The sequence below is a fragment of the Flavobacterium sp. C3NV genome (genome assembly GCF_046825355.2).
Classification (GTDB): Bacteria; Bacteroidota; Bacteroidia; order Flavobacteriales; family Flavobacteriaceae; genus Flavobacterium.
On record NZ_JBKQBJ020000007.1, the window covers coordinates 42,853 to 62,518 of the forward strand.

The window sequence follows — 19,666 nt, forward strand, 5'->3', positions numbered from 1 at the left end:
GGCTGTAGGCTGTAAGCTTTAGGCTTTTCCTACAGGGTTGTATTATGTATTGTGTTTTTGCTTAAAGCCTATTGCTTAAAGCTTACAGCGGGAATTAAAATAATTCTCTTGGGTCTGTTAGTTTTCCTGTAACAGCAGCAGCGGCAGCCATAATCGGGCTTGCTAATAATGTTCTTGAACCAGGACCCTGACGACCTTCAAAGTTTCTGTTTGATGTACTTACTGCATATTTTCCGGCTGGAACTTTATCATCGTTCATGGCCAAACATGCTGAACATCCCGGCTGACGTAATACAAAACCAGCTTCTGTAAGAATATCCAAAATACCTTCTTCTTTGATCTGAGCCTCAACAACGTGAGAACCCGGAACTAACCAAGCGGTAACATTATCTGCTTTTTTTCTTCCTTTTACAATTTCGGCGAAAGCCCTAAAATCTTCAATACGACCGTTTGTACAACTTCCTAAGAAAACGTAATCAATTGGTTTTCCAATCATCACATCATCTTCCTGGAAGCCCATGTAAGCAAGCGATTTTTTATAAGTTTCCTCACCGCCTTCAACTTGGTTGGCGTTCGGAATATGTTTAGAGATACCAATTCCCATTCCAGGGTTAGTACCATAAGTAATCATTGGTTCAATATCTGAAGCGTTGATATTTAATTCGGCATCAAAAACAGCATCATCATCCGTTTTTAGAGTTTTCCAGTATTCAACAGCTTTTGTCCACGCTTCACCTTTAGGAGCGTATAAACGTCCTTCAAGGAAATCAAAAGTTTTTTGGTCAGGAGCAATCATTCCTCCACGGGCACCCATTTCGATACTTAAGTTACAAACTGTCATACGGCCTTCCATAGTCATGTTTTCGAAAACATCTCCGGCGTATTCAACAAAATATCCAGTTCCTCCAGAAGTAGTTAATTGAGCGATAATATAAAGTGCAACGTCTTTTGGACCAACACCTTTGCTTAACTGACCGTTTACGTTGATACGCATTTTCTTTGGTTTTGGCTGCATAATACATTGTGTAGAAAGCACCATCTCTACCTCAGAAGTTCCGATACCAAAAGCAATCGCTCCAAAAGCACCGTGAGTAGACGTGTGAGAATCTCCACAAACAATGGTAGCACCTGGCAAAGTAATTCCGTTTTCAGGACCAACTACGTGTACAATTCCATTTTTAATGTGACCTAATCCCCAGTGCGAAATTCCGTATTCGGCAGCATTATCTTCAAGAGCTTTAAGCTGATTGGCAGATAAAGCATCTTCAACTGGTAAATGTTGGTTTATGGTTGGTGTATTGTGATCTGCAGTTGCAAAAGTACGTTCCGGGTATAAAACCTTAACGCCTCTGGCTTTTAATCCTAAAAAAGCAACAGGACTCGTAACTTCATGAATGAAATGACGATCAATAAAAAACACATCTGGTCCATCTTCAATTTTACGCACTACATGTGAATCCCATACTTTGTCAAATAATGTCTTACTCATTTTTATTTTTTTTAATTGTAATTTCTAACCACAGCAATTTCCTGCTCATTATAATAGGAAAACAAAATTAGAAAAAGATATAAGGTCGTCAATTTCAATATTTCATTATATACGATACCCAAACTGAAATACAAATAAGTATTCGGTTTTTTGTTATTGGATTTGATTGTAGAATGAATATAAATTGGTTTTGCTTTTCCTTTTTAGGTTAATTTTGATTTGATTGCTTAAATTTTAATAGTTGGCAAATTTATCTCAAAATCATTACAGAATATAGGTTTTGATTGAAAAAAATGTAACAAAATGAATTAAAATAGTAATAATTGTTAGGTTTGGTTTGTTTTTGAATCTTTGTTTTTGCGTGTTCTAATGGCTTTAAATGCCATTTTTTGAAGTTTTTTTATCTTCTAAAATCTACCAAAATACTACGACATCCAAGAGATGTATTTTTATGAAATTTTATGAATTTTAAGAGAAAAACTGATTACTTAATAAGAATCACTTTTTAAAGATTTAACAGTTTTCTATCTCCAAAAAAAGCGTAAATTTGAACTTCCTCCATTTCTATAAAGCAATTTTTTATAATCCATGTAATCAGAGATTTATATTGGTTAAATTGGAATTTGGAGCTTTAATTTTTGCTATTTAAACTATGTATTTAATATTCGATACCGAAACAACCGGATTACCAAAACGCTGGGATGCCCCAATTACCGATTCTGATAACTGGCCTCGCTGTATTCAGATTGCCTGGCAGCTGCATGACGAAATGGGAAAGCTTGTCGAGCATCAGGATTACCTTGTAAAACCTGACGGATTTAATATTCCGTATGATGCAGAACGTATTCACGGAATTTCGACTGAATTGGCTGAAGCCGATGGAATTACTTTGGCCGAAGTTTTGGAGAAATTCAATATCGCATTAAGCAAAACCAAATTTATTGTTGGTCAGAATTTAGGTTTCGACGTTAATATTATGGGAGCTGAATTTCATAGAATGGGCGTAGATTCACCTATGAGTTCAATGCCGGTTTTAGATACTTGTACTGAGGTTACCGCTTCATTACTAAAACTTCCCGGAGGTCGTGGAGGAAGGTTTAAATTACCAACCTTAACAGAATTACACGAATATCTTTTTAATAAACCTTTCGCAGAAGCGCACAACGCAACTGCCGACGTTGAGGCAACTACACGTTGTTTTTTAGAATTAATAAGAAGAGAAGTTTTTACCAAAGAAGAACTGGATGTTGAGAAGGATTATTTCAAGGAATTCCAAAATAGAAATCCACAGCAATTTCCTTTAATTGGTTTAAAACACATCAACTTAAAAGCAGCTTCTGATAAAATTAGAGAGCAGCTAAAAGCTTTAGAATCGGTTGGAAAAGAACCTGCTGTTTTACATTCTGACAGAGAAGATTTTAAAGAAGCAAAATATGCACATTTACACAATCATACCCAATTTTCGGTTTTACAATCGACAATAGGAATTGGAAATATCGTTGCGGCTACAGCCAAAAACGGAATGCCGGCCGTTGCGATGACCGATACTGGAAACATGATGGGAGCTTTCCATTTTGTGAGCGCCGTTATGAACCACAACAAAGCAGCATCCGGAAAAAATAAAGCTTTGGTTGAAGCTGGTGAAGAACCAACAGAAACCGAGATAAAACCAATCGTAGGTTGTGAATTTAATGTCTGCGACAATCACCTTGATAAAAGCAAAAAAGACAACGGTAATCAGGTTGTATTATTAGCCAAAAATAAAAAAGGGTATCACAATCTGGCGAAAATGTCGTCGATTGCTTTTACTGACGGATTTTATTATGTTCCCAGAATTGATCGAAAAATTGTCGAACAATACAAAGAAGATATCATGGTTTTGTCCGGGAATTTATACGGAGAAATCCAGAGTAAAATCCTGAACGTTGGTGAAAACCAGGCCGAAGAAGCTTTGATTTGGTGGAAAGAACAATTTGGCGATGACTTTTATTTGGAGGTAATGCGCCACAATCAGGAAGACGAAAATCGTGTGAATAAAACGCTGATTGAGTTTTCGCAAAAGCATAACGTCAAATTAATTGCAACAAACAATACTTATTATTTAAATAAAGAAGATGCCAATGCGCACGACATTTTGTTGTGTGTAAAAGATGGTGAAAAACAAGCTACGCCAATTGGTCGTGGTCGAGGATATCGTTACGGATTGCCTAATCAGGAATACTATTATAAGTCGCAGGAAGAGATGAAAAAACTTTTTGCTGATTTGCCTGATGCGATTATCAATATTCAGGAAATTGTCGATAAGGTCGAGATTTATTCACTTTATCGTGATGTATTGCTTCCTAAATTTGATATTCCACAGGAGTTTGTAGTTCCTGAAGACGAAGCTGATGGCGGAGTTCGAGGTGAAAATAAATACCTGCGCCACCTGACAATGGTAGGTGCGAAAAAACGATATGGTGAAATAACAGAATCGATTCAGGAACGTTTGGATTTTGAGTTACTGACCATTTCGAATTCAGGATATCCGGGTTACTTTTTGATTGTACAGGATTTCATTGCCGAAGCCAGAAATATGGACGTTTCGGTAGGTCCGGGACGTGGATCTGCTGCCGGATCTGCGGTAGCTTATTGTTTAGGAATTACGAATATTGACCCTATTAAGTACGATTTGCTTTTTGAGCGTTTCCTGAATCCGGATCGTGTATCCATGCCCGATATTGATATTGACTTTGATGACGAGGGTCGTGGCCGTGTAATGGAATATGTAATCAATAAATACGGTAAAAATCAGGTTGCGCAAATTATTACTTATGGTAAAATGGCAACCAAATCAGCGATTCGTGATACGGCTCGTGTACTGGATTTACCTTTGTTTGAAGCCGATAGAATTGCAAAACTGATTCCGGCAATGATGCCATCAAAATGGAATCTGGCGCGTTTTATTTCTGAAAACGAAGATGAGGTTAAAAAAGCCCTTCGTTCTGATGAATTTGATAATGTAAAAGAATTGATCGCCATTGCCAACGAAGATGATTTGGCGGGAGAAACAATTCAACAGGCAAAAATTCTTGAAGGATCGATGCGAAATACCGGAATTCACGCCTGTGGGGTAATCATTACGCCATCGGATATTACGAATTTCGTCCCTGTTACTACAGCGAAAGATTCTGATTTATATGTAACCCAGTTTGATAACTCGGTTGCAGAAAGTGCAGGATTGCTGAAGATGGACTTCCTGGGTCTGAAGACCCTTACCTTAATAAAAGATACCGTTAAACTGGTAAAATATAGAAACGGAATCGATCTTGATCCGGATACTTTCCCAATTGATGATGTGGAGACTTATGCACTTTTCCAGAGAGGAGAAACGGTTGGAATCTTCCAATACGAGTCACCTGGAATGCAGAAATACATGAAGGATCTGAAGCCAACAGTTTTTGGAGATTTAATTGCCATGAATGCCTTGTATCGTCCGGGACCTTTAGAATATATTCCTTCTTTCGTAAGAAGAAAAAATGGCGAAGAAGAAATCAAGTACGATTTAGATGCCTGTGAGGAATATTTAGGAGAAACTTACGGAATTACGGTTTATCAGGAGCAGGTAATGCTTTTGTCGCAATCGCTGGCTGACTTTACAAAAGGTGAGGCCGACGTTTTGCGTAAGGCGATGGGTAAGAAACAAAAAGACGTACTGGATAAAATGAAACCTAAGTTCGTAGAGCAAGCGGCGAAAAAAGGGCATGATGCAAAAGTTCTGGAGAAAATCTGGAAAGACTGGGAAGCATTTGCGAGTTATGCCTTCAACAAATCTCACTCGACTTGTTATGCCTGGATTGCGTATCAAACTGCTTACTTAAAAGCGCATTATCCGGCAGAATATATGGCGGCGGTTCTTTCGAATAATATGAATGATATCAAGCAAGTATCATTTTTTATGGAAGAATGCAAACGAATGGGCTTGCAGGTTTTAGGGCCGGATGTAAACGAGTCGTTTTACAAATTCACGGTAAACGATGAATATGCAGTACGTTTTGGAATGGGCGCTATCAAAGGTGTGGGTTCCGGAGCTGTGGCAACTATTGTAGAAAGCAGAAAAGACGGTAAATACAAATCGATTTTTGATTTGGCAAAACGTATCGATTTGCGTGCAGCCAATAAAAAAGCAATCGAAAATCTGGCTTTGGCAGGTGGTTTTGATTCGTTTGAAGGAACGACAAGAGCACAATATTTTCATGATGATGGCGATGGAATTACTTTTTATGAAAAAGCAATTCGTTATGGATCTAAGTTTCAGGAAAACGAAAATTCATCGCAAGTGAGTTTGTTCGGAGAAACCAGTGAAGTGCAAATTGATGAACCTGTTGTGCCGCCATGTGAAGACTGGAGCACAATGGAAAAATTGGCCAAAGAGAAAGAGGTTGTTGGAATTTATATTTCAGGACATCCCCTTGATGATTTTAGATTCGAGATGAAATACTTCTGTAATTCCCGATTAGAATCGCTGAAAAGCATGAACGAATATGTAGGTAAAAATCTAAATTTTGCCGGAATTATTAATAACGTGCAGCATCGTGTAGCAAAAAACGGAAAAGGGTGGGCAGTATTTAATCTGGAAGGATATGATGAAAGTTATGAGTTTAAGATTTTTGGTGAAGAATACCTAAAATTCCGCCATTTCCTGATTCAGAACAATTTTGCTTTCATTAAAATATTAATAAAAGACGGTTGGGTCAATCATGATACAGGTAAAAAGTCAGATCCAAGAATGCAATTTGTTGAGATTAGACAATTGCAGGATATTCTGGAAGCGTTTGCTAAAAAGCTGATTTTATTATTGAATATAAAAGATTTACAGGCTGAATTCATTCATAATTTAAGTCAATTATTTAGCGCCAATAAAGGAGATAATGCTGTGGCTTTTGAGATTATGGAGCTTGAAAAGATAAAACGTTTGGTCGAAGTAGAAACTCCTACGGATTTTGAAGAAGCAGATGATGCCGTTTTTGTAGACGAGAATGATACGGAAGCAGCTCTTGAAGAAACCAAGATTCAGGAAGTAAATGAGGTCGAAGAAATAAAAGTTGTAACCAAGCTTGCCATGCCTAGTCGAAGAGTAAAAGTTAAGATTTGTACTGAGTTATTGATAGAATTAGAGAAAATGCAGGTAAATTTTAAGCTAAACTAAATTTTAACAGTTAAAATTTAAGGGAATGCATTTTTTTTAAGTTAAAAATATGCATGCATAATACTTTTTTAGTAATATTGCTTAAAATTACAACGATTTCGTACCAAGTCTAACAATGCAAACTATAAGAATATGTTAAAATAATCTATGTTTGTATAAATTAATTAAAATCAGAATTATGAAAAAGAACCTATTTTTACTAGGATTATTAGTTTGCTCTATGGCCACAATGGCGCAAACCGAAAAAGCAGATAAACCAGAAAGTTGGTATTTTAAATTAGGTGGATCTTATTTTAATCAAACTGCTTCTACTGAGTTTCCAACCGTGGGCGGACATGATGCAATGGATAGAACTTATGTAGGAGGAAAATTAGTTTCTGAAGAAAGTGTTACAGGTTCATTTGGACAAGGATTTAGAACTGGTATTACTGCTGGTTACCGTTTTTCAGCACGTTTAGGAGTTGAATTAGGAGTTAATTATTATACTAGTAATGATAAGAAAATGGCAGAAACCAGATCAGATTTGCCAATTACGCCAGCAGGTGTTTATAGCTTTAAATCAGTAGGACAAATTAGTGCTTTTGATGTAGCTCCTGCACTTGTAATGTTTTTAGGAGAAGCTCATGGTTTCGAACCTTATACTAAAGTTGGAATTTTAGTTCCTATTCATGGAGATTTAGAAATCACTTCTGATGCTTATGCTCCAATCGCTTTTAATCCAACTACAGGAGCTCCGGTAGCTTTTGGAGATGTTCATAGTGTTGATAAAGTAAAACCAAATCCAACATTAGGATTTACGGCTGCTTTAGGTACATCTTATAAATTAGGAAAACATATTTCTGCTTTTGCAGAATTAGAATACCGTAACTTTACTGTACACGGAAAAACAAAAGAAACAACTGAATTTACAGTAAACGGAAAAGATGCTTTAGCAACAAGAACTACAGCTCAAATTCATACTAATTACCAAGATGGTTTAAATGTAAATTCAAACAATGCTTTAACAAATCCAAATGGAGTTAATAAAGATAAACCAATGGACGAGTTAAGTTCTTACGTTGGTATTTCAGGTTTAGGTTTGACTTTAGGTCTTAAATACAGCCTATAATTTTAAGAAAATTATACTATATAAAAAAGAGGATATTCATTTAGAATATCCTCTTTTTTTATTCACAATCTTGTCATCCTGAGCGAAGTCGAAGGACACACAAGAAACTCGACAAAGATTGACTGTCTTTGCCGATTTTTTTCAGGAGCTAATCCCGCACCCGAGCCTGAAAGTGCGAACTGGCGAACTGGCGAAGCAATCCGTTACAGTCTTTTGTGCCGAAGCCTCGGGACTATCGGGGCTAGGGCACTCATTTTCATAATAACATCTTCGTTTAATATGTCATTTCGATCGAAGGGAGAAATCGCAAGATTATGTTGAATAGCCTCCAGCTTTAGCTGGGAAAAAAAATGAAAATATAAAAGGCTTTAGCCAAAAGATTTTAACTTTTTGGCTAAAGCCCTTTTATACCAATTGTTTAAATCTCCAGCTAAAGCTGGAGGCTATTCAATAATTGATTAAGAATTCAAACTCTTAAACTCCTTCAAAACTTCATCAATAACCCAGGTCGTTCTCGCAGCCGATGTTCCTCTTGATGGATTAATACCTTCATTACCCAAAAGTTCTGCAACAACCGTTTCTATAAAAGGCTGCTGAATATGAAGCGGATTTTCGATCCTAATACTTTCTTTTTCGCCATTTGTATATTGAATATGTATCGGGTCATTTCCAAAAGTAGAGAACGAGATTTTACCTTTATCACCAACAATATCAGTATTGTCGTAACGTTCAAAACTAGCGAAGTTCCATAAACCAGTTCCGTGAATTCCGCTTTCGAATAAAAACGACATCGAAACCGAATCTTCGGCCGGATAGGCTTTAAGCTGAGAACTGGCATGACCGCGAACGGACTGAATTGGTCCCAAAACAAAATCCAGAAAATCTAAAGTGTGACAAGCCAAATCAACAAAGATTCCACCGCCGGAAATGTGAGGTAAAACTGTCCACGGCAAATTGATTTCGTCATCGTATCTTTCTTCAAACGGATGGTATAAAACGCAATTTACGTGTCTAACGGTTCCTATTTTATTTTGATCAATTAGTTCTTTTATCTTTAAAAAGCGAGGTAAACTTCTTCTGTAATACGCTACAAATAAAGGAACGTTGTGTTCTTTACAAACGCTGATCATTTCGTTGCATTCTTCGAATGTCAAAGCCATTGGTTTCTCTACATAAACCGGTTTTCCGGCTTTGGCACACAAAATAGTATATTCTTTATGAGAGGATGGAGGAGTAGCAATATAAACGGCATCGACTTCAGGATCATTAATTAAATCCACAGCATTCGAATACCATTTGGGAACATTATGGCGTTTGGCGTAATCTTCTGCAAGAGCAGCGTCTCTTCGCATAACTGCAACTAATGCCGAGTTAGGCGCTTTCTGAAAAGCCGGACCACTTTTTACTTCGGTTACATTACCACAACCTATAATTCCCCATTTTACAATTTTCATTTTTCTGGTTTTTTAGTTTCTCAAATTTAAAAAAAGGTTTGCCATGAATTGCACTAATTTTCCCGAATTATTTTTTCATGTTGATTTTGCAGGATTTAATTTTACCGCAAAGCACGCAAAGATTTTATGCTTAGAGGATTTTATAAAAACACAAAGTTCGCAAAGCTTTGTATTGAACCAGCTTTGCGAACTTTGTGTTTTTACAAAGCCAAGCTGATACAAAAACTTTGCGTGCTTTGCGGTAAAATTCTTCACAAAAAACAAAGCCACAAACTCACAAAAATAATTCGTGAATTCGTGGCTATAAAAAAATAGATTAAGTTTTTACTTTTTTGGTAAAGCCTTAAATCCCATATTGTAAAGCGTAAACGCTTGAATGTCTACATTTTCCTGAATCGTCGCAGCAACAGATTTTCCTGCTCCGTGACCCGCTTTTACATCAATACGAATTAAAACCGGATTTGGTCCTGTTTGTTTTTCCTGTAATTCAGCAGCAAATTTAAAACTATGTGCAGGAACTACACGGTCATCATGATCTCCTGTAGTCACCATAGTCGCAGGATATTGAACACCTTTTTTTACATTTTGTACAGGAGAATATCCTTTTAGGTATTCGAACATTTCTTTGTTATCCTGAGCTGTTCCGTAATCGTAAGCCCAACCTGCACCTGCAGTAAAAGTATGGTAACGTAACATATCCATTACACCAACTGCCGGCAACGCTACTTTCATTAAGTCAGGGCGTTGAGTCATTGTTGCTCCCACTAATAAACCTCCGTTAGAACCTCCGCGAATCGCTAAGAAATCTGATGAGGTATATTTTTGAGCGATTAAATATTCGCCTGCAGCAATAAAATCATCAAATACATTTTGCTTTTGCAATTTAGTTCCGGCATCGTGCCATTTTTTACCATATTCACCACCACCTCTTAAGTTGGCAACAGCATAAACTCCTCCGTTTTCTAACCAAACGGCATTTGCAATACTGAAACTTGGTGTTAAACTAATGTTGAATCCACCGTACCCGTAAAGAATAGTTGGGTTTTTACCGTCTAATTTCGTTCCTTTTTTATAAGTAATAATCATCGGGATTTTTGTTCCGTCTTTTGAAGTATAGAATACTTGTTTAGATTCGTAATCATCACTTTTAAAATCAACTACAGGTTTTTGGTATACTTCAGATTTACCAGATTTTGGCTCTAATGAATAAATTGTTCCCGGAGTTGTGTAATTCGTAAAGCTGTAATACAACGTTTTTTCGTCTTTTTTACCTCCAAATCCACCTGCAGTTCCTACAGCAGGAAGTTTGATTTCGCGGATAAGTTTACCACTGTAATCATATTGTTGTACAAATGAAACAGCATCTTTTGTGTAATTAGCAAAGAAAAATCCACCGCCAGTTGAAGGTGATAAGATGTTTTGAGTTTCTTTGATAAAATCTTTCCAGTTTTCAGGTTTTGGATTGCTTATATCAACAGTAACAACACGTGTATTGGGCGCATTTAAGTCAGTTTCGATAAACAATTTAGTTCCTTCATTCTCGATAATCTGATTGCTGCTGTTAAAATTATCTACAATCGTTACAATCGGACTATTTGCTTTCGTTAAATCTTTGATGTATAATTCGTTTCCGTAAGTAGAATTAGCAGCAGAAATTACCAGATATTTATCATCTTCGGTAACATAACCACCTATGTATCTTCTTTTTTGATCGGCACCAAAAATAACTTTGTCTTCTTTTTGAGAAGTTCCAAGTTTGTGGTAATACAATTTATGCTGATCTGTTTTTGCAGATAATTCACTTCCTTTTGGTTTGTCATAGCTAGAGTAATAAAACCCTTCGTTTCCGTGCCATGCAACACCACTAAATTTTACATCTACCAAAGTATCTTCGATAGCTTTTTTAGATAAAGCATCAATAATGATTACTTTTCTCCAGTCACTTCCACCTTCTGAAATAGCGTAAGCTGCTTTATTTCCATCTTTAGAAAAGTTTAAACCACCAAGAGAAGTAGTTCCGTCTTTAGAGAAAGTATTCGGATCTAAGAAAACTTCTTCTTTACCATCTTTTCCTTTTCTATAAATAACAGATTGATTCTGAAGTCCGTTGTTTTTAGAATAATAAGTAAATTTTCCTTCTACAAACGGAGCGCTGATTTTCTCATAATTCCAAAGTTTTTCCATTCGTTTTTTAAGTTCTTCACGAAACGGAATTTTATCTAAATAGCCATAAGTAACCTCATTTTGAGCTTTTACCCAGGCACCTGTTTCAGCTGATTTGTCATCTTCAAGCCAACGATAAGGATCGCTTACTTTTGTATCAAAATAGACGTCAACTGTTTCGCCTTTTTTGCTTTCGGGATATTGAATTTTATTCTGCCCAAATGAAATTCCTGCAGTTGTAATTGCCATTATAAGAAATGTTTTTTTCATAGTTTATGTTTAACAGTTGTCACAAAAATAACGTTTTTTGTTAGATCAAGAGGATAATTAACCGCAAAGTGCGCTAAGATTTTATCTCGCGGTATGTTTATAAAACACAAAGTTCGCAAAGGCAGAATCAATACAAAGCTTTGCGAACTTTGCGTTTTTACAAGATCAAGCATGTATAAGAAACCTTGCGTTCTTTGCGGTAAAAATTAAGCTGTTTTTAGGTTAAAATGAGAATCAATACAAAGCTTTGCGGACTTTGTATTTTTAAAAGATCAAGCATATATAAAAACTTTGCGTGCTTTGCGGTAAAATTGTAAATAACGCAAAGCTTAATTAAATAAACCACGTAAGAAATACAAGTTTAACCAAAAACAAAATAAACAGATATCTTACTTACATGGTTTAATTAAAGAGATTATAAGTTGAAGTTTACTCCCAATACAATGTTTCTTCCAATATTAGGAATCCCGTCTGTTTTTAATCTTGAAAGGTGAGCAATATATTTTTTATCGAATAAGTTGTTTCCGTTCAGGTTCACATCAAATGCGTGTTTGCCTAATTTTACTGTACCTCCAAAACCAAGATTTACTAAAGTATATCCGTCTGAAGCAGTTTCAAAACCGCTAACATTTTTCTGGGCAAAAGTTGATGAAACGTTTAATGAAGCATAACCTTCTTCGAACCAGTTATTGATTTTAAATTCGGTTCTTAAAGTATTGTTCCAGTTGTTAGCAGGAATTAAAGGCAAATAATCATTGTTTGCTTTTTTACCCGTTACGGTTTCAAAACTCGTCTCAAAATGCAACCAGTCTAATGGATGAGGATGAAAATGCAAGCCAACTTCACCACCATATAATTTGGCATTGTCCTGAACATAAGCAAAAACATCATTGTCATCGCGAACTTCTCCCGTTGGCGAAGTGAAGATATAATTGTTTACATGATTGTAAAATCCATTAATGAAGAATTCAAAATGCGTGTTTTTGTATTCTAAATTCAAATCAGTCTGAACGTTTTGTTCTGTTTTTAAAGCAGCATTTCCAATTTCGTATCGGTTTGTTCCTTCGTGAACCCCGTTTGAAGTTAGTTCAGCTAAATTTGGAGCTCTAAATCCAGTTGCCACATTCAATCGAAGTGTCAAAGGTTCGGCCAGTTTTGTTTTATATCCCAAAGAAGCATTAAAGCTATCAAAAGATCGGTCAAGAGGCAGAAAGTAACCTTCTTCACCTTCAGTTCCATGCGCTATTGAAGTAATATTTCGGTTGTCAAAACGTAATCCGGCTTGTAAAACACTATTGTCCCATTCGTAATTTGCAGTTCCAAAAACACCAAAATCATTTGTAGTCGCATCCGGAATCAGGTATTCTTCGCCTGAATTTTTATTTGTTTGATGCATTCCCTGAACTCCTAAAATCGTTTCAATTTTACCTAATTTAGGAAAATGATACTTCGCATTATAATTAAAAGTATTCAGTTTCATGTGAAGAGAAGCTTCGTTGCTGTCTTCAAATTCGCTTCGGTCATTGGCGATATAGCCTAAATCAACATCTAATTTCGAATTCTCAAAAAAGATAACGTTGTTTAAACTCAATAAATGATTGAAAATTCCTTGTCTTGGAAATTCTGTATTTTTACTTGACGATTGTTCTGCAATTCCGTCTTCAGGCATTCCGAGATCAAGTTTGTTGTAATTGTATCTCAAAACACTAGAGAAACTAGAGTTGCTGTAGCCAATTCCCGTTTTAAAATCGGTTTCGTTGTAACGAGTGTTGGTTACGCGATCGCCATCGGCAATTTTGTAATCAGAATGCGTGTTGAAACTTCCGCGAACAAGAAATTTCCAATTATCAGTAGACGTTTTTAATCCAATAGAAGAATTGCTTCCTTGTGTATTTGTGAAATATTTTTGACTAAAATTTGCCTTGAAAGTATTCGCATCGGCAAATTTTTCAGGATTAAAATATAAAACTCCACCAAGTGCATCAGAACCATATAATAAAGAAGCTGGTCCCTTGATTACTTCGACACTTTCGATTCCGGCATCGTTTAAACCTAAACCATGTTCGTCTCCAAATTGCTGATTTTCGATACGAACACCTTGAGAATAAACCAAAACACGGTTTCCGCTCAATCCGCGAATTACCGGTTTCCCGATAGAAGTTCCCGTAGAAATTTGCGAAACTCCCGGAATTGTTGCCAAACCTTCAATTAAAGTTGAGGTTCCTTTTTGCTGTAAAGTTTTAATGCTTTCATGTTCCACTTTCATTACGTTTTGCGATTGCAATTTGTTGAAAGGTGTTGAAACCACTACTTCATCCATTTCAAAAACAGATTCGGTAAGCGTGATATCAATAGTGTTTTCTTTTAATAATTTAGAGATTGATTTACTTTGAGTGGTGAATCCAACAAAAGTAAAAGTAAGTCTGAAACTTCCGTTTGGAAGATTCTTAAATTCGTATTTTCCGTTTTGATCCGTCGTAGTTCCTTTATGCAATTCCGGCGCATATACAGAAACGTTGGACAATGGCTGGTTTTCAAGATTGGTTACCGTTCCTGAAACCGAATTTTGAGCAGAAAGAATGCCCGAAAACCCTAAAATAAGGGCTAATATTATTTTTTTCATTTGAAAATGATGCTATAGTTAATTGGAATTTGTCCTTTAAAACAAAAAACTAAAAAGAATAGTAAAATTTGCCGATCCTGAACATTTCAGAATGGGGAAATCGACTAATTTTTTTGAATTAGATTTAAAAAAGAGTTTGATTTTATTTCGATGATTTCGAAACTAAGAAACTAGAGCTGAGGGCGGACCGCGTAATTGATACGGGTTTTCTGAAAGTGAAAATATTTTTTCTGAAAGAGAGAAAAAATAAGGGATTTCATAACTGAAAGTATGAAATTGCAAAGCAAATTGTTCAGGTACAATATAACTTCCAAAAACAAAATGACAAACAAAACAAACATCGTAATCGTGATGCTGATGCGTTATCTCGCCATTTGGGTCATTATAGTTATGATGACACTGTTTTTCTGAAAGCTGCTTTACAATATGCTCATAACTGTGTATCGACTGAAACAATATTGAGAACAATACTGTCAGAGCCAAAGAAACACTTAATATGAGTTGCTTTCTTTTCATTCGTGACAAAGGTATAAAAGATCAAAGTAAAATCGATTTATTTTTTGAATTCTGTTCCTGTTTTGATGAAAAAAGTGCAACGAATGATTTTATTCTTCATCAAAAAGAGAATAATTGCGATCTAATTGCATCCTGAACTAGCATTATATTATATTTGTAAGTAAAATAAATCTACTCTAAAAAACGTTTACTTGAAAAACTCTTTAAAACCAAAATACGATATGCGATTACTTTTTAGTTGTTTGTTTTTAGTATCGTTTTTCAATTCTTTTGCGCAAGACGAGAAGCCAGAGATAAAGCCTATCGTAAAAATCGATTCTTTGTATCGTGAAGATCAGTTTTATTTTTCGGTTACTTATAATCTTTTGGTTCAGGCGCCGTCCGGTTTAAAACAGGATAAATTTTCAGCAGGACTTTCTGGGGGTTTTTTGCGTGATATGCCCATCAATAAAACAAGAACTATTGCAATTGCAGCAGGTTTAGGTTTGAGTTATCAGAATTTTTATCAAAACCTGACCATTTCAAAATCTCAGGATGGAGCGCAAATTTATGGTGTAAATGGCTATGGCGAATTTGTGTCGAATAGATACAAACAGTATTCAGTTGATGTGCCAATTGAGTTTAGATGGAGAAGCTCAACTTATGAAAGTTACAAGTTTTGGAGAATTTACAGCGGACTAAAAATGAGTTATGTCTTCTCTAGTAAATCGATTTTGAAAGACGGAGAGGATACTTTTAAAATCTCTAACAATAAAGATGTCAATGAGTTTCAATACGGAGTTTATCTTTCGGCAGGTTATAATACCTGGAACGTATATTGTTACTATGGTTTGAATAGTTTGTTTGATAAGTCAGTAAAAACCGTTTCTACAGGCGAAAGTATCAGTATGAAAGCCATGAATATTGGTTTGATTTTCTATATTTTATAACCACAAATACAAAAACAGCAGCTGTGGAACGATTCCTATAAATGTTCCAATTAGCAATTCATTTGGCGAATGCGCTTCCATTTCTAAACGGGAAGAGGCAACAACGCCCGTCATTAAAATCAAAAAAGCAGCCCAATACGGATTTTGCATTTGAAGATGCATATTTAATCCGATAGCAAAAATGGTAAATCCGCTAATGGCCATCATGTGCAAACTTGCTTTTATTTTAAACATAGAAAAAACCAAAGCCAAAATTGTACTAAACAAAGCGCCCAGAAAAAAGAAATGCAGCTCCGGGTAACGCGCAATAACAATGCTTCTTTTTACCAGTAAAATATATAAAAAGCACTGCAATACAAGCGGAATCTTGCGCTGTGAAGTTTCATGAACCATGACTGATTTTACATGTCCAGTTGATCGAAGCAATAAGAAAAACAATATAGGTACTAAAAACGTGATGATCAGAATCTGGAATAAAACATAATATTTTTCCTGATTGGTAAAAGCGTCATTTTTGCAAAAAAGGTAAAATAAGGTGGCATACATCGAGATAAAAATCGGATGTAATATATACGAAAATAAAGGAAGGATTCTTTTCAAAACGTTGTATTTAGTGGTGTTAGCAAATATAAACAAATAATGTTTTTTTGCCACGAATTGCACGAATTAGCACGAATTATTTTTTTTTTGCCACAGATTAAAATAATTAGAAAAGATTTCTTTTCTATGCCCGTTTTTTGCCACGAATTTCACGAAATAGCACGAATTATTTATTGTAATTCTTAGCAACTTTTATTAATCTGCGAAATCATTTTAATCTGTGGCAAAAAAAACAACCACAATAATTAGTGAAAATTTGTGCAATTAGTGGCAAACCTTTTTATTAATCTGCGAAATCATTTTAATCTGTGGCAAAAAAAAACAACCACAATAATTAGTGAAAATTTGTGAAATTCATGGCAAACCTTTTTTTAAATTTGACAAAAAGAATTTTCAATGAGCATAAACTTAAAAAGCCTTATCGCGGTTCTTGATGCCGAATGGATTGGCTCAGAAACTGATATTTTTATTAATCATATTTCGATCGATAGCCGTTCTTTACAAAACGGATCTGAAACTTTGTTTATTGCCTTATCAGGTGTTAATAATGATGCTCATTTGTATATTGAGGAGTTGATTGCACAAGGTGTTCAAAACTTTGTAGTGCAGTATATTCCAGAAAATTGTGCCGGAAAAGCCAATTTTATAGTTGTTAAAAACAGCTTGAAAGCGCTACAACAGTTAGCGGGTTATTATCGTAATCTTTTCGATTTTCCTATTATCGGTGTAACCGGAAGTAATGGTAAAACAATCGTAAAAGAATGGCTTAATTTCCTGTTAAGCCCTGATTTTAATATCATCAGAAGCCCTAAAAGTTACAATTCTCAGGTAGGAGTTCCCCTGTCTGTATTGGCGATCAATGAAAAACATAATTTAGGGATTTTCGAAGCCGGAATTTCTACGGTTAATGAAATGGTAAACCTTGAGAAAATCATTAAACCTACAATTGGCGTACTTACGAATATAGGAAGTGCACACGACGAGGGGTTTTTGAATTTAGTGCAAAAGATTGACGAAAAATTAATTTTATTCAAAGACTGTCCGGTAATCATTTATCAAAAGAACGAAATTGTCGATTCTTGTTTGTCTCAGTTTGTGGCCGAATATATGATGCATCCAAGAACTCTTTTTTCGTGGAGTTTTACAGATACTTCCGCAGATGTTTTTATTCTGAAAAAAGAAAATAAAAGCGATTCAACACATATTAAATACCAATATAAAGAGGAAGTTTTTAGTTTAGAAATTCCTTTTAGTGATACGGCTTCTATAGAAAATGCCATTTCGTGTTTAGTAGTTTTATTGTATTTAAAATACGATTCAGAGACGATTCAAAATAGATTTGAGCGTTTGTATCCCGTGCATATGCGTTTGGAAGTTAAAAACGGAATCAATAATTGCAGCATAATTGATGATAGTTACAGTTCAGATTTTGAATCGCTTACCATCGCTTTGGATTTTTTAGAAAGTCAAAAGAAAAAGAATGCTTCAAAAACGATTATTCTGTCTGATATTGTTCAAAGCGGATTTTCTAACGAAGAATTGTATTCGAAAGTAGGACAATTAATTGCAGATAATAAAATTAATAGAGTAATAGGAATTGGAACTACAATTTCGGCTTTTAAGTCTAAATTTTCTAATGTTGTTACTTTTCAAAATACAGCCGAATTTATTGCGCAGATCGAAAACCTGAATTTCGAAAATGAAACTATTTTAATAAAAGGTGCCAGATCGTTTCAGTTCGAAGAAATTGTGTCGCTGCTCGAAGAGAAAACGCACGAAACAGTTCTTGAAATCAATCTGAACTCTATTGGTTATAACCTGAATTATTACAAATCAAAATTAGCCAATAACGTAAAGTTGATGGTGATGGTAAAAGCGTTTGGTTATGGTAACGGAGGCTTGGAAATTGCCAAATTACTCGAACATCATAAAGTAGATTACTTAGGTGTGGCTTTCGCCGATGAAGGAATCTCGCTTAAAAATGGCGGTATAAAACTGCCTATTATGGTATTGAATCCTGAATCGACCAGTTTTCCTTCGATTATTCAGTACAATCTTGAGCCTGAAATTTATAGTGTAAAAGGTTTGAAAGCTTTCCTGAAAATTGCCAGAGAAAAGAATTTAAAAGACTTCCCGATTCATATCAAATTAGATACAGGAATGCATCGTTTGGGTTTTGAAGAAAATACGCTCGACGAATTGATTCAGACTTTAAAAGGCAATTCGACCGTAAAAGTAAAAAGTGTTTTGTCGCATTTAGCTACAAGCGATGAATTGCAGCATTATGATTTTGTGATTTCTCAAATTAATTTATTCGAAAAACTGTCGTCGAAATTAATTTCAGAATTAAATATAAATCCTATTCGGCATATTCTAAATACATCCGGAATTAGCAATTTCCCGGGCGCGAAATACAATATGGTACGTTTGGGAATTGGTTTGTACGGAGTTTCAAACGATCCGGCAGAACAAAAATATCTGGAAAACGTAGGTACACTAAAATCGATTATTTCTCAGGTTCGTACCATTCCTGGAGGAGACAGCGTAGGTTACGGACGTCGCTTTATGGCCGAAAAAGAAACTAAAATTGCGACAATACCAATAGGTTATGCTGATGGAATTTCTCGTTTATGGGGAAATCAGGTGGGTTATGTCGTTATTAAAAATCAAAAAGCATCAATTGTAGGAAGTGTTTGTATGGATATGCTCATGGTAGATGTAAGCCATATTGATTGTAAAGAAGGCGATTCGGTTGTTATTTTCGGCGAAAGCCCAACAGTTATCGAGATGGCTGCAGCGCTAAAAACCATTCCGTATGAAATTATGACAAGCATATCGCAACGCGTAAAAAGAGTATTTTTTAGATAGATTTTGAAACTTTGCCGAAAATTCCGTATTTTCGATATGAATTAATTTATAAACTAAAAGAACAATTATGGGGATGTTTTCAGAATTTAAGGAATTTGCAATGAAAGGCAACGTAGTCGATTTGGCTGTCGGTGTTATAATTGGAGCTGCTTTTGGCAAAATTGTGAGCTCATTAATTGAAAATGTAATTACGCCATTAATACTAAAACCGGCATTAGATGCAGCGCATTTATCTACTATAGAAGAGCTAACGGCTTTTGGAGGTGTGAAATACGGTTTGTTTCTTTCGGCAGTAATTAACTTTCTAATTGTTGCTTTTGTTTTATTCTTAATTATTAAAGGAATAAACCATGCAAAAAAGAAAGAAGTTCCAGCTCCGGCTGCACCAGCAGGACCAACTCAGGAAGAATTGCTTATTCAGATTAGAGATTTATTAAAAAATAAACAATAATATACTA

At 35.4% G+C, this 19,666-nt stretch carries 11 protein-coding genes; 5 read left to right on the plus strand and 6 right to left on the minus strand.

The window, feature by feature from the left end; all coding sequences use genetic code 11:
* Window positions 1-94 precede the first annotated feature (94 nt).
* The gene (leuC, locus tag ACIDC4_RS11965) at window positions 95-1,489 is read right to left on the minus strand and encodes a 3-isopropylmalate dehydratase large subunit (RefSeq protein WP_412045205.1); all 1,395 of its coding nucleotides are present in this window, start codon (window positions 1,487-1,489) and stop codon (window positions 95-97) included.
* Window positions 1,490-2,141: 652 nt separating this feature from the next.
* Between leuC and dnaE the strand changes: the two genes are divergently transcribed.
* Both dnaE and ACIDC4_RS11975 read left to right on the plus strand, forming a co-directional pair.
* Complete coding sequence (gene dnaE, locus ACIDC4_RS11970) at window positions 2,142-6,677, plus strand: DNA polymerase III subunit alpha (protein WP_412045206.1); 4,536 nt, start codon at window positions 2,142-2,144, stop codon at window positions 6,675-6,677.
* Between the two features lie 178 nt (window positions 6,678-6,855).
* A complete protein-coding gene (locus ACIDC4_RS11975) occupies window positions 6,856-7,785 on the plus strand; it encodes an outer membrane beta-barrel protein (RefSeq protein WP_412045207.1) in 930 nt (309 codons plus the stop codon).
* A 458-nt stretch (window positions 7,786-8,243) separates the two neighbouring features.
* Here ACIDC4_RS11975 and ACIDC4_RS11980 read toward each other — a convergent pair whose 3' ends face one another.
* The 4 genes from ACIDC4_RS11980 to ACIDC4_RS11995 form a co-directional block, all read right to left on the minus strand.
* Window positions 8,244-9,239 (minus strand): Gfo/Idh/MocA family protein, encoded by a 996-nt coding sequence (locus tag ACIDC4_RS11980; protein WP_412045208.1) that lies wholly within the window; start codon window positions 9,237-9,239, stop codon window positions 8,244-8,246.
* A 324-nt stretch (window positions 9,240-9,563) separates the two neighbouring features.
* Window positions 9,564-11,672: a prolyl oligopeptidase family serine peptidase gene (locus tag ACIDC4_RS11985; RefSeq protein ID WP_412045209.1), complete on the minus strand. Its 2,109-nt coding sequence runs from the start codon at window positions 11,670-11,672 to the stop codon at window positions 9,564-9,566.
* Between the two features lie 415 nt (window positions 11,673-12,087).
* Window positions 12,088-14,295 carry a TonB-dependent receptor gene (locus tag ACIDC4_RS11990; protein ID WP_412045210.1) on the minus strand — a complete coding sequence of 736 codons (2,208 nt, stop codon included), beginning with the start codon at window positions 14,293-14,295 and terminating at the stop codon, window positions 12,088-12,090.
* A 162-nt stretch (window positions 14,296-14,457) separates the two neighbouring features.
* Entirely contained in the window at window positions 14,458-14,811 is a 354-nt protein-coding gene (locus ACIDC4_RS11995; protein ID WP_412045211.1) for a hypothetical protein, read from the minus strand.
* Window positions 14,812-15,002: 191 nt separating this feature from the next.
* Here ACIDC4_RS11995 and ACIDC4_RS12000 point away from each other — a divergent pair, with 191 nt between their 5' ends.
* On the plus strand, window positions 15,003-15,740 hold the full coding sequence (locus ACIDC4_RS12000; protein ID WP_412045212.1) for a porin family protein: 738 nt from the start codon (window positions 15,003-15,005) through the stop codon (window positions 15,738-15,740).
* On the opposite strand, the gene ACIDC4_RS12005 is transcribed toward ACIDC4_RS12000, so the two are convergent.
* Window positions 15,735-16,340 carry a hypothetical protein gene (locus tag ACIDC4_RS12005; protein WP_412045213.1) on the minus strand — a complete coding sequence of 202 codons (606 nt, stop codon included), beginning with the start codon at window positions 16,338-16,340 and terminating at the stop codon, window positions 15,735-15,737. The genes ACIDC4_RS12000 and ACIDC4_RS12005 overlap by 6 nt on opposite strands.
* Before the next feature lie 396 nt (window positions 16,341-16,736).
* Here ACIDC4_RS12005 and ACIDC4_RS12010 point away from each other — a divergent pair, with 396 nt between their 5' ends.
* Window positions 16,737-19,208, plus strand: a complete 2,472-nt coding sequence (locus ACIDC4_RS12010) for a bifunctional UDP-N-acetylmuramoyl-tripeptide:D-alanyl-D-alanine ligase/alanine racemase (RefSeq protein ID WP_412045214.1) — start codon at window positions 16,737-16,739, stop codon at window positions 19,206-19,208.
* A gap of 67 nt (window positions 19,209-19,275) precedes the next feature.
* The gene (gene mscL / locus ACIDC4_RS12015) at window positions 19,276-19,659 is read left to right on the plus strand and encodes a large conductance mechanosensitive channel protein MscL (RefSeq protein WP_230034610.1); all 384 of its coding nucleotides are present in this window, start codon (window positions 19,276-19,278) and stop codon (window positions 19,657-19,659) included.
* Window positions 19,660-19,666 lie beyond the last annotated feature (7 nt).